Genomic DNA, 13,094 nt, shown 5'->3' on the forward strand with positions numbered 1-13,094 from the left:
GTAATCTAGAAGAGAACAGTGATTTTTCATCCCAAGATTTATCATCCGAATATTTAACTCTGGAGGGACTTCTTTATGGCAAATCAGGCACTCAAGCCATCCTTGATTAATAGGTTCCGGCTCAGCTGGAATCATTTCAAATCAAAGCTTCTGCTGAAATATGCATTTTCCTATATCCTAATATTTCTTATTCCTTTAACTGGTGTAACCATTTTCGTTTATGAGAACGCTGTCAAGGGCCTGCGTGTCGAAATTGAACAATCCAATGTCAATCAGCTCAATCAGGTGAAGAGCACCATAGATTCCCGTATGAAAGAGCTCCAGGAATTAGCAGGGAGAATCGCCTATGACAGGCATTTGACCCCCTATATGGTACGGGATCCCTACTACAGTCTGGAGGCGATTCAGACGCTGGCGAATTACAAGGCCAGCAGTAATATAGCAGAGGATCTGCTTCTCTATTTTCATGGCGATTCCAACATCTATTCATACCGCGGTCTGGCTGATCTTCATGTCACCTTTGATTCCTTCTATCAGTTCGAGCGCTGGACCTCGGAAGAATTGCGACGGGATTTGAATGAAACCCGGCAGCCTTTGGTACGTCCCGCCGAGAATGTAACGGTCAATTCACGTATGGATCCGATGCTCGTCATGCTTGTCCCCATCAAACCGAATGACCCGTTTCCGTACGGAACCGTAATCTATTTAATGAAAGAATCCAATCTTACCGGGGTCATGGATTCGATTCTGGGTGATTTCTCCGGTAGTAGTTATATTTTCGGTCCCTCCGGAGAGGTGTTGACAACGAACAACCATGGCGTCAGCCTTCCCACGGACGAACTTGAAAATTTATCCGCACTTGAGCCTGGTATTCATAATCTGGAGCTGGACGGGGAACCATACTCCGTCGTTTCCGTAAAATCTGAAGAAAATGGCTGGACCTACGTGACAACGATGCCAAGCTTCCAGTTCTTCAGTCGTGTCGCACATGTCCAGACTCTGATTCTAATCGTCTTCTGTATAACAGTCATTACTGGCATAGCTGCCGCACTTCTGCTGGCCAAACGGCAGTACCATCCAATTAGGGATCTGATGGAATTTGCGAAGCTGAGAGGAAGCGGCCATGATGCTCCCAAGATCCGTAATGAATGGGAATGGATACGGCAGACTCTCCATGATTACAGTGCCAGAATTGATCTTCAGGAACCCTTCGTCCGTAATCAATGCATGCTGCTGCTGCTCAAGCATGGCAAGCCGGATGATCCTGAAATTGAGCAGATGATTCTTAGCGCAGGTTTCAAACATCCTCAGGGAAAAGGCCTCTATTTCTCTGCGATCCTGTCCTGGGATGAAACTGTGCCTGGCGACAAGTCTTGGCACGAACGCCATCTGTTGCAGGAAATACTGAGCAATGTATGTCTGTCCGGTACCGATGCACAAATCTTCGGTGTGGAATTCTCGGTCAAGGACCAGTTTGCCCTGATTATTTCACTTCCTGACGATACGGACATACCGGTTCAAAGCCGTATGGAGCAGGTTATTCAAGCCATTCTAGAGGTAATTCGCAAGCACTCGCAGCTGTCTCTGAGTATTGGTGTTGGCATGGCCTACCGGGACCTGGCCCTCCTTAATCAATCCTTCATTGAAGCCGCTGCAGCTTTGGAGCACCGGATGATCCGGCGTAGCGGACAGGTATCCTACTTTGAGCAGCTCGTAGAGCTAGTCCCTTCCGCTGCCCAGAGCTTCTGGATTCCGCGTAAATCCATGCTGAAGCTGGAGCAGAGCCTGAAGCAGGGCAATGAATCGGTAGCCGCCCAGATGATTGCTGATACCATTGATAAAATCAAAGACGAACCGCTGCAGGTTCATCTGCTGCGCTGCATCTGTTTTGATTTGCTGAACGCTTTTCTGCGCACTGCCTCCGAGTTTGGCATGCATGAAGTGTTCGCCAATATGCCGGATTTGACCTCCTTTGAAACCCTCGAAGAGCTTGAGAACCGTCTGCTCTCTTTGGCTGCTGCTATTTGCGCGCAGGTCGAACAGAATACGGAGACAAGCGAGCCTTCGTTATTGGATGATATTCTGGCTTACGTGGACAAGCAGTTCGCAGACTACACCCTCAGCCTGGAGCATGTGGCGCTTAAATTTGCCATCTCAACCTCTTATTTAAGCCGTAGTTTCAAAGATAAGACCGGCAGCAATTTCTCACAATATATCTGGCAGCGGCGTATGGATGAGGTCATCCGGCTGCTACAGAGCACTAGTGCACCGCTCAAAGAAATTATTGAGCAGGTCGGTTATTTGGATGCACCTAATTTCATTCGCAAGTTCAAAAAAGAAACCGGTCTGACGCCGGGGCAGTACCGCAAGGAACATGCCTTGAAGGGGGCTGCTGCGAAAAGACCGGTTAACTTGGCGGATCTTCCGCCCTTTCAGAAAAGCTAAGCTATCACTTTATGGGTTGTTTTGCTACTGCGCTTCCTGGAGGATATGATCCACCAGCTCATCCAAAGGAACAGTTGCGAGCGCAATCGCTGTATCCGTTACCCCGTAATAGATATAGAGCAGTCCGTCTTTGACCACATTTCCAGTCGGGAAGATGACATTCGGAATCTGGAACCCGAATTTCTCATAGTACGTCTCCGGCTCCATAATAAAATTAGCTGTCCGGGCAATGATTTTCTCCGGCTGCTCCAAATCCAGCAGCATTGCTCCCACACGGTAGACAATATCCTCATCAACGCCGTGATAGAGCACCAGCCAGCCTTTGTCCGTACGTACCGGTGGCGTAGAACCTCCGATTTTCCGCGATTCCCAGGACAGACTTCCGGCGGTGGCGAGAAGCTTGGGCTCTTCCCAGTTCACAAGATCCTCAGAGTAGGTAATCCACATGGCCGCATTATTCGTTCCGTAGTCTTCTCCCACGTATTCCTCAGGGCGGCGCAGCAGCACGAATTTGCCGCCTATCTTCTCGGGGAACAGAATGTTGTCCCGGTCATTGATATCGAGTGGTGTCGTGTCCGACACAAACTCCCAATCCAACAGATTATCCGATTTCAGAATGGAGGACCGGGTCAACCAATGTCCCTCTTCTTCCCCCCACCCGTCGGGATATTCCGGAATGGAGCGCAAGGGAACCCCTGCCCCAGTAGGATAATAGCTCATAGCACAGGGTCGCAGAGCGTAATTCAGGTAGAAGGTCCCGTCAATTTTGACAATCCGCGGATCCTGCACACTGCCATAAGGGAATCCCAGCATATCAGGCGTCACAATCGGTTCATCTCTCACATGGGTAAATTTCACGCCATCTTCGCTCTCAAGCAGACCCAGGTAATTCTTACATGGCGTTAGGGAACCTGCGGTGCGCTCAATCATATAAAATTTACCGTTATCAATGATGACTGCAGGGTTGAAAACCGTAACCTTGCGCCATTCATATCCGCCCGGGACAACAATAGGATTATCCGGATGTCTCGTGATTTGCATATCTATCCCTCCTGCAATTCATGTTCATGGTATAGTTTAATCGTCTGGACTTTATAGGGTTTAAAAGAAATCGGGATACTCCGCCGGAAGTCGTCACTGAACCGCATTGGCCTTATTAGTTGGATTTCCACCGATCATATGCAGCTTGGTTGATTTCAGCTACACGCTCACCGCCCATTTTCTTGACGGTCGCCACATAATTATCCCAACCCGTAAGCGGCTCGGCACCAGTGATGAACTTCGCTTCCATCTGATTCACATATGTTCTCAAATCAGAATTGAGGCTGCTGATTTCGGTCTGCTCTTCCACGGTGAAGAACAAGGTCGGGTATGGAATTCGTGCGCCTTTATCGAGAAGCTTCTGCTGGGTTTCCTGCTCTACCCATAGGTCAAAGTCTGTCTTCAGCCCCTTACTAATATCATCCATGGACAGGGTTGGAGCTGGAATGCCGTAGTTGGGCGTCAGAGTTGCCCGGTAATCTTCCATTTCCTTGCCGTCCGGTACAGGTAAGTACTTCTTGACCCGATTCTCTTTGTCGGTGTATTCCCAGAGAATTCCCTCTGGCCCTTTATTGAAGAACATCGCCCCTTCATAAGAATAGAGATAATCCACCCAGCGCATAGATGCTTCCGGAGCGGGATTACTTTCCGTGATGGCAAATGCGCCAGTTGTGATTCCTCTGTTCTTTGCAATTGCAGGAGCAGCAATGGATTCACTGCGGACGGGCGCAAACATCGGATCTGCCGTCGAAGGCTCTCCGCCCTTGGACATGTAGGCATGCCAGTCTGAAAAGAGTGCAACTTGATTATTTTGCGTTTTGGCCTTCTTCTGCTCTGCCGTCTGCGAGAAGCTCTCGTGATCCAACAGGTCTTCGGACCACAGGCGGTTCATATAGGTCAAATATTCCTTATAACCTTCTTCAAGCGGTGTATAGTGTACCTTGTCCGCATCGTCCACGTAGATTTCTTCTTCATAAATACCGAAGGCGCCAAGCAGCCAGGTACGGATATCGCGGAGGTTCGCAGCGGGTGTTGTCACTGAGGAAATCGGAATTTCATCGGCTTTGCCATTGCCGTTTGGATCTTCCTCCTTCACACGTTTCAGGTAGGTATACAGCTCTTCCGTCGTTTCGGGAAGCTTATCGATATTCAGCGCCTTTAGGAAGTCCCCGTTATACCACATCGGATTGCGGTACCAGTGCTGGCTAAGTTCTACTACCGGCAAGGAATAAATATGCCCGTCCGGTGCTGTAATTGATTTACGGACGTCCGGATTCTCCTCCAGCAGTGACTTGAAATTGGGAGCGTATTCTTCAATCAGATCCTCCAGGGGTATGATGATACCCTGCTCTCCATAATTCATCTGCTCTGCGGTCGTCAGGCCCGCAGCATAAAGAATATCCGGGTAATCCCCGCTGGCGAGCACCAAATTCTTCTTGGTCTCGAAGCTGTCCTTCGGTGCATTCTTGTATTCCAGCTTAATGCCGGTCTTCTCCTGCATCTGCTGGAGCACCGCCATCTTCTCCCAGTTCTGAATTCCTACATCTGGCGCCATAAGCGTCAAAGTCACGGATTCATTGACAATGGGGAAGCCTTCTTTATTGATAGCGACCTCCCCGGTACTGTTATTCGCTGCACCTTCATTTGAATTGCTGCAGCCTGCCAGCAGTGTAAGAACTAGAGCTGAAGAGAGCAGAAGCTTCCATGGTTTGCGTGTAATCTGCATGAATAATTCCTCCCTTGTTATATATAAACATTCTAATCGTTTAGCCTTTAACAGAGCCAATCATGACCCCCTGGACAAAGTAACGCTGCAGGAACGGATAGACTGCAACGATGGGCAATGTGGAGACAACTATGACTCCATATTTGATCAACGATGCCGTTTCTGCCTTATTATTCATAGCGGTCGCCACCTCGCCATTGATCGAAGCGCCCGTGGTTTCGGCCGACATTTCCTGAAGGACAAGAATCTGGCGCAGAACCATCTGCAGCGGATACTTGGCTTCATCATTCAAATAGATCAGGGACGGGAAGTAGCTGTTCCAATGGCTTACTCCATAGAATAGGGCCATAACGGCCACAATTGGTGCCGACAGCGGCAGAATAATGCGTATAAACAGCTTTAAATTCGTACAACCGTCAATATGCGCCGCTTCCTGCAGTTCTTTTGGGATGGTCGTCTGAAAAAAGGTGCGGGCTACGACAATATTCCAAACCGAAGCGGCCACTGGCAGGATCAATGCCCACATACTGTTAATGAGGCCAAGATTCTTGACCAGCAGATACGTCGGCACGATTCCGCCGCTGAAGAACATCGTGAACAGAATGAGGCCCATAAACAACTGGCGCCCGACAAAATCAGATCTGCTTAGGGCATACGAGGCCGGCAGAGTAACGACGAGATTGACCAGAGTCCCCACTACAGTGTAAATGATCGTGTTCCAGTAACCATTCCATATCTTCGGGTTCTCAAATACAAGCTTGTAGCCGTCAAGTGTCACATTCTTCGGAAATAGCCACATAGCTCCCGAATTGACGTCCTGCGGTGAACTGATTGAAGCACTGAGAATATAGATTAGAGGATAGAGAACGACCAGCAGTGCAAGGCCCAAATAGATATAGGTGCTAATCAGGAACAGCTTGTCCCCCTTGGATTCTTTCATGGCAGTAACCACTGACTTCAACTCCTTTCTACCAGAGGCTATTCTCGCTGGTGCGTTTGGCGATCTGGTTGACAGTAACAAGCAAAATAACGTTGACTACCGAATTGAACAATCCTACAGCTGTTGAGAAGCTGTACTGGGCGTTTACAAGGCCCGCACGGTATACATAGGTGGAAATTACATCGGAAGCCTCCATATTGAGCGAATTCTGCAGCAGCAGAATCTTCTCGAAACCAAGGCCCAGTATATTACCCATATTCAAGATCAGCATGATCGTTATGGTGGGCACGATCGTCGGCAGATTGATATGCAGCATCCGTTTAAAGCGGCTAGCTCCATCCATAATGGCCGCTTCATGCAGCTGGGGATCTACGCCTGACAGAGCCGCGAGATAAATAATAGTTCCCCACCCTGTACTCTGCCAGACGCCCGAGAAGACATACACTGTCTTAAACCAGGCCGGATCAGTCAGAAACGCCGCTGGTTGTAAGCCCAGGAACTCGATGAACCGGACAATCATTCCACTAGAGGGTGATAAAAAAGTAATGATCATCCCTGCCATAACAACTACAGAAATGAAATGTGGCGCATAGGTTACCGTCTGAACCGATTTCTTGAACGGGCCGTTGCGGACTTCATTGAAAGCCAGTGCCAGAATGATCGGAAGCGGAAAACCGATAGCAAGTTCATAGAAACTGATACTGAACGTGTTCCATAGCAGATCCCAGAAAAAATAGGAATTGAAAAACCGTTCAAAATGGTCAAAACCGACCCATTCGCTGCCCGTAATTCCTTTCGAAGGTACGAAATTCTTAAAAGCAATCTGAATACCGTACATCGGACCGTAATGAAAAACGAGGAAATACAATAACACGGGAAACATGAACAGATAGAGTTCCCAATTTTTCCAGATTCTTTTGCCAAGGGATTTGTTCTTTATTGAAGGATTTACGGATACATCAGCATAACTCCCCTTCATTCTCCCACTCCTCTCTAAGTTGTTTTTCGTTACATGAAATCATGTAGCTGATTCGCATTCTTGCTCATCCAATCTTGCGAACGCTTACAATTCGAAGTGTAGTGAAACAAAGTTGACACCGTAAATATGTAGGTTCTGCATTGTCATGTTAAGAGAGTGTAAAACCGCGTTGCTGTGGTATTTTCCGCCCTGCCTTGAAGTGAATATTTTCAATCGAAGCATTGCTGCAAATATGTCACTTATGAACCTCTTATCCCACTTCATAAGTGACATATTGTGTTCATTGGGAAGGTATGCAAACATTTGCTACGAATGGCAACCAAATTAAGATAGTGTCCTGCGGTAGTACAAAACGTACAATCTATAATCTTAACTTTAGAGGAGAGTTAGACTATGAACATGCCAGCTTCCATAACTACGTATCTTACTGAAGCCGATGAACGGCTCGCGCATCATCCGAAATTGCAGCAACTATTCCGCAACTGCTTTCCGAATACGCTGGAGACAACAACCAAGCTGCTTGAAGACGGTACCACCTTTGTATTTACCGGGGATATCCCGGCCATGTGGCTGCGTGATTCTACGGAGCAAGTGCGCCATTATATCCCTTTTGCCAAAAATGACCCTGCGCTGCAGCGGATTCTCCGCGGCCTGATCGCCCGTCAGATGTTCTATGTCAATATTGATCCGTACACCAACGCTTTCAACGAAACGGCAAGTGACAAACATTACCGGGCTACGGATGACTGCAATCTAAACCCGTGGATGTGGGAGCGCAAATACGAGCTGGACTCCCTCTGCTTCGTTGTACAGCTGGCTTATATGTACTGGAAGGAAGCGGAACAGACTGATATCTTTGATACTGCCTGCTTCCAGGCGCTGACCTCTATCGTAAACGTTATCGAGACGGAGCAGTACCACGGGGAGAAATCACCGTACCATTTCATCCGGGAGACGCTTCAGGATACGGAGACTTTGCACAATAACGGACGTGGCATGCCTGTCAATTACACCGGTATGAGCTGGTCGGGCTTCCGTCCGAGCGATGACAGTTGTGAGTTTGGCTACAATATTCCATCCAATATGTTCGCTGTAGTGATTCTGGACTATATTCGCGAGATCGCAAGCGTAATTTACACGGACGAAAGACTGGCGGCCCGGGCAGCAAAGCTGCGCAAGGAGATCGACTTCGGCATCCGGACCTACGGAATTGTAAATCATCCAAAATACGGCCGAATTTACGCCTACGAAACGGATGGATACGGTAATTATTCTCTAATGGATGATGCCGGCACACCAGGGCTGATATCTATTCCTTATATTGGTTATGTGGGTGTGGAGGATGAAATTTATCAGAATACCCGTCGCTTTGCCCTAAGCTTCGATAACCGGTTCTATTTCGAGGGTAAACATGCCAGAGGCATCGGTAGTCCGCATACCCCGGGAGGTTATGTGTGGCATATGGCATTGTCCATGCAGGCGCTGACAGCAGATAATGATGAGGAGGTCAAAGAATTAATTGATATGCTTGTTCGGACCGATGCGGATACCGGATATATGCACGAAGGCTTTCATCCGGATGATCCCTCCGATTTTTCGCGTGAATGGTTCGCCTGGTCCAACAGTTTGTTTGCTACACTGATTGGTAAAGCCATGGACAAAGGAATTGTCTAAGTCTATCTAAACCTTACACTTTTAAATGACAACATGGGAGAACCGTAACGCATTCCACCTATTGACGAACCGGCTGGTCCATCCAATTTAGAAGGAAGGCACAGCCGGATATTACCAATTTGTAAAATTAGGAAATTTCCAGGTGTTCGCTCCTCCCCTTTATGGATGTTCAACACGCCAAGCGTCAAGCTGCCGTTGTATTTCTTCCCGTACCTCGTCCAGGCCCGCCTGCTTCAGTTCCTCGTTGAATTTGGGCAGTACCCTGTCCACATCCACACTGCCAGTCATCAGGCTCGGATAGTACTTTTCCCAAACCATTTTTATGAGGTTAATCTGAATGGACATACTGGTCAAATTTGGCGTGAATCCGAGCAAGTTCGATTTGACGTATTCAGCGTTTGCTGCTCGGAACTGATCCCACTTATCCAACGGATCGGGAAATTTTCCCCCAATCGTTTTGAGAATGAACCAGTTTCCTTGCGTATACTGTACACCTTCATAGCCAACTACTGCGACTGGATCGTCGCCGCTGTCTTCAGAAGATTTCAGCAGCACCTGTCCGTTCTTGTCCAACGTATAATGAACACCTTCAATACCGTAATTAAACAGATTGCGGATCTCCGGGTCCGTGTTGAGCAAATTCAAAAACTTTACACTTTCAACGGGGTGCGCTGATTTTGCGTTTATTGCCATAATTCCGCCGCGAACGGACTCCGTCGTGATCAAAGGCGGGGTCACGGGATAAGCAACAACCTTGTAGCCGCGATCCTTGCTCCAGCTATTTTCCGAAAGAGGTCCTCCTCCCGCAGCTTTCCAGAAAACCCTTTCTTCGCGTTTGAGATTTTGGCCCTCCCGCAGGGCGGCGTCCTCATTGATGTAACCCTTGACGTAATAGCTGCGGAGTATGTCCAGCACCTGCCTTACTTCCTCGGTCTCAAATATATTGAATACTTGAGCATCTGGATCCAGAGAACGCACCATCAGAGGTAGCGGTTTATCCAGCACATATTCGTAACCGTACATGGCGAAGAAGTTCTGGGAATCCTTGTCCAGCTCCATCAACTGATAAGAGGGTTCCTTTTCCTTGATCATTTGAAACAGCGGATCCAAAGACTCCAAGGTGTTGTACTTTGTAATGTCGATGTCATACTTTTGGACAAGCGACTCCGGATACATCCATTGCATGCGGACCGCAAGCTCCTTATTCGTGGGCACGCCGTAGATGCCGCCGTCTTCCATCCGAACGCCCTGCCATAGGACAGGGTTGACCGCGTCGTACATATCCTTGCCGAAGCTGGATAAGTAGCTGTCCAGTCTCAGCCATGCTCCCCGCTGAACATAGCTTGAGTAATCCGTGGTAAAAGCAATGTCAAAAGGAGTTCCTGTCGAAATTAGCGTATTGATACGGTCATTATACTCCTGCCACCCAATCTTGATATATGTAATAGTGATTCCGATTTTTTGAGCTAACACTTCATTGATTTTAGCATTTACCATTTTCAGATCCGGGTCAGGATTGCCAAGCGTATAATAAATCAGATTCACTGTGTTGATATTTTTGTCGAATTCCTCGTTCTTGCCCGATATGGATATACACCCGGACAGAGGCAGCGTCAACATGGCTAGAATCAGGATAGCCTTGATAAATATGTTCCAGATAGATGAATGTATCATTTCTGGTCTACTCCTTTCTCCGCAGAGCGGAAGGCGATTTGCTGAAGTAGGCTTGGAAATGCGTGTAAAAGTAGTTTAGATTGGCGTAACCGACGGAGAGTGCAATCGTCGATATCTTCTCATTTGTAGCCTGAATACGATCTCGTGCACATAACATCCGGTATACCATCAGATACTCCGAAAATTTCATCTTGGTTTCTTTCAGAAACAACTGTCCAAGATAGGTTCCGTTCATCCGAAAACGGCTGGCCAACACTTTAAGATTGATATTTTGGTCGTATTCAGCCTTAACCATCAGCAAAATGCGATTGGTTAGCTTGGATAAGCTGTCGTAGCGCACTTCCAATACGGGGTCAATGTCACGACAGTTCAGATTTCTTCCCTCCAGCGTACCGTTCAAATTTTCAACAATAACTCGTTCAATCAGAGTTTGAAGCTTTGCTCGCTCAACGGGCTTGAGTAGATAATCCTTAACCCCACAATGAATAGCCTCCAGGGCGTACTCGAACTCACCGTAACCGCTCATCATAATATAGGTAGTCGGGAGCCCTAACTCATTAAGCTTGTGAATGGCGTTATAGCCGCGCTCCTTGCCAATGCAAACGTCAAAGATTGCGAGGTCTGGCAAAAACTCCACGGCCTTTGTTAGCGCATCCCCATAGGTTTCGCTGGTCTCAATCTGTCTGAAGCCGAGCATTTCCCAGTCCAGCGTTCGCTTGATTCCCTCCAGGATTAGTGGCTCGTCATCAACGATCAGAAGTTTGTACATACATTACGCCTCCTTCGCTATGGTTAAGGTAACTTTGACACCTGCTTCCACATTATTATCAATTTGCATGGTAAAGCCTTTTCCATAGAAGAAATGAAGCCGTGTATACACGTTGCGCAGGCCAATGCTCTCCGATGCCGATTCCCCCACAGAAGACAGATTGCGGCGGATATCAGCCAATCGATCTTCCGAGATCGAGTTCCCGTTGTCGACAATCTCCAATACATACGAGTGGGCATTTTCCAAGCCATTTACAACAAGCAGATTAAATTCGTGGTCCGAATGGAAGCCGTGAACGAAAAAATTCTCGGCGAGCGGCTGCATCCAGAATTTAACTGTAGGTTGAGACAGCAGTCCCTGGTCTACATTGATCTGATAATAGAATTTGTCTGGATATTTAAACTCCATGATCTTTAAGTACTTTTCAAGCAAAGCCAACTCACTGGCCAACAGAATAATATCCTCGTTCTTCACGATTTCACGATATAACGAGCCTAGGGTAGCTACCGCTTCAGCCGTATCAACCGCGCGGCCTGCCAGCGCAAACGATCGGATAATTTCAAGTGTATTGTACAAAAAATGAGGGTTGATTTGATTTTGAAGCGCTTTCATTTCTGTTTCCTTCTGTTTCAGTTTTAGCAAATATTCGGTTCGAATATGTTGGTTAAGCTGATGCGTCATATCGTCGAGTTCCCTCGCGATCATTCCGTACTCATTCTTTCGATAACGGGTCGGACTGATTGGCGTAAAATTGGCGGATTTTACACGTTGGATGGAATAAATGATTCGTTGCAGAAAACCTGCGTCTTCACGAAGATTGTATCCGATTAACAGGAGAAAACTGACCATAGCTGTCAAGAAGATCAAGAACACCATAATCAGCATGCCGGCTTTTTGCCGGAAAAGCACTGCCATGTCTACAACACTGATGAATTGGTAGTCGTAAGCATTGGACGAATGGGTCACATAAAACACGCGGTCCAGCTTGCCTAACTGCATAAAGCCCTTGCTACGTTCGTGCGACGCAGCCTGTCTGAATAATTCCTGGTTGGCTCTGCCTCCTGCGTCCATGAGATAGACATCCCCAGCCGTGCTGACGACTCCGTTTTCAATCCACCGATTTTTCTGCACGCCTTTGAATAATACATCGCTACTGACCAGAAAACGAAATTCACCGAGCTGACGTGAGATTTGATTTTCGTCCAGCAGCTGCTTGCGGATGACGAATCCTCTTTGGATTGTCTCTCGAAATATCTCATCCGTGTTAGGTAGATTAAACAAAAAGCTCATCGCACCGTTACTGGCAAAACGCACTACGTTGCCTCGTTCCTCAGTATGTAGGCTCACCTGGATGATATCTTCCTGCCCGCTGCCGAGAAAAGCTTTCACGTCTTCTGGAAACGAAGCGAGAGGCTGATCATAGCGGCTGTTCTGGAGTCTTCCCGTCAGATAGCCCTCCGCACTGTTGGCGAGAAAAAAACGAACGTCTGCCACCAGACCGTTATTAGAGTAAACTCGCTGTAAATAGGCTTCAATCCGATCAGCATCGTTTTGAAGAATGCTCTCAACCCGGGAGAATGCATCTGCCGCTTGATTCTGAGCATTCTCTAACCACTGCTGCAGCAAAACAAGTGTGGTCAATACGCTTAAAATCAGACCCATGAATAACGTGAAAATCGCGTAAGCAATAAATTTGCGGCGGTAGATTTGGATTTGAAAGAAGGAAAACATGCAGCTCTCCTTAGCAGTTGGATTATTATTGAGACTTATAGTTTTACCATATAGCTATTTGTCAGACAAATCAATCCGTTATAATCTCAAATTAAAAGCAAATGTCACCAGTAAG

Annotated in this window: 9 protein-coding genes; 2 read left to right on the plus strand and 7 right to left on the minus strand. The window is 47.4% G+C overall.

Annotated features, from left to right (window positions below):
* Positions 1-75: 75 nt before the first annotated feature.
* Complete coding sequence (locus RS891_RS17010; protein WP_315792514.1) at positions 76-2,445, plus strand: helix-turn-helix domain-containing protein; 2,370 nt, start codon at positions 76-78, stop codon at positions 2,443-2,445.
* A gap of 24 nt (positions 2,446-2,469) precedes the next feature.
* Here the strand turns inward: RS891_RS17010 and RS891_RS17015 are convergent, their stop codons facing one another.
* The 4 genes from RS891_RS17015 to RS891_RS17030 all read right to left on the minus strand — a co-directional run bounded on the left by RS891_RS17015 (position 2,470) and on the right by RS891_RS17030 (position 7,131).
* Positions 2,470-3,486, minus strand: coding sequence for a glycoside hydrolase family 130 protein (locus tag RS891_RS17015; protein WP_113056377.1), 1,017 nt, complete (start codon positions 3,484-3,486; stop codon positions 2,470-2,472).
* A gap of 115 nt (positions 3,487-3,601) precedes the next feature.
* Positions 3,602-5,212, minus strand: coding sequence for an extracellular solute-binding protein (locus RS891_RS17020; RefSeq protein ID WP_113056378.1), 1,611 nt, complete (start codon positions 5,210-5,212; stop codon positions 3,602-3,604).
* 40 nt (positions 5,213-5,252) lie between these two features.
* The gene (locus tag RS891_RS17025; protein ID WP_113056379.1) at positions 5,253-6,164 is read right to left on the minus strand and encodes a carbohydrate ABC transporter permease; all 912 of its coding nucleotides are present in this window, start codon (positions 6,162-6,164) and stop codon (positions 5,253-5,255) included.
* A gap of 16 nt (positions 6,165-6,180) precedes the next feature.
* Positions 6,181-7,131: an ABC transporter permease gene (locus RS891_RS17030; RefSeq protein WP_113056380.1), complete on the minus strand. Its 951-nt coding sequence runs from the start codon at positions 7,129-7,131 to the stop codon at positions 6,181-6,183.
* Between the two features lie 393 nt (positions 7,132-7,524).
* On the opposite strand from RS891_RS17030, the gene RS891_RS17035 reads away from it, so the two are divergent.
* Positions 7,525-8,805, plus strand: coding sequence for a glycoside hydrolase family 125 protein (locus RS891_RS17035; protein WP_315792515.1), 1,281 nt, complete (start codon positions 7,525-7,527; stop codon positions 8,803-8,805).
* 159 nt (positions 8,806-8,964) lie between these two features.
* Here RS891_RS17035 and RS891_RS17040 read toward each other — a convergent pair whose 3' ends face one another.
* Genes RS891_RS17040 through RS891_RS17050 form a run of 3 tightly spaced genes read right to left on the minus strand, consistent with a single transcriptional unit; the run spans position 8,965 to position 12,979 of the window.
* Positions 8,965-10,479 (minus strand): ABC transporter substrate-binding protein, encoded by a 1,515-nt coding sequence (locus tag RS891_RS17040; RefSeq protein WP_315792516.1) that lies wholly within the window; start codon positions 10,477-10,479, stop codon positions 8,965-8,967.
* 7 nt (positions 10,480-10,486) lie between these two features.
* Positions 10,487-11,248 carry a response regulator transcription factor gene (locus tag RS891_RS17045; RefSeq protein ID WP_315792518.1) on the minus strand — a complete coding sequence of 254 codons (762 nt, stop codon included), beginning with the start codon at positions 11,246-11,248 and terminating at the stop codon, positions 10,487-10,489.
* A gap of 3 nt (positions 11,249-11,251) precedes the next feature.
* Positions 11,252-12,979 carry a sensor histidine kinase gene (locus tag RS891_RS17050; protein WP_315792520.1) on the minus strand — a complete coding sequence of 576 codons (1,728 nt, stop codon included), beginning with the start codon at positions 12,977-12,979 and terminating at the stop codon, positions 11,252-11,254.
* Positions 12,980-13,094: the final 115 nt, after the last annotated feature.

The organism is Paenibacillus sp. BIC5C1, assembly GCF_032399705.1.
Classification (GTDB): Bacteria; Bacillota; Bacilli; order Paenibacillales; family Paenibacillaceae; genus Paenibacillus; species Paenibacillus taichungensis_A.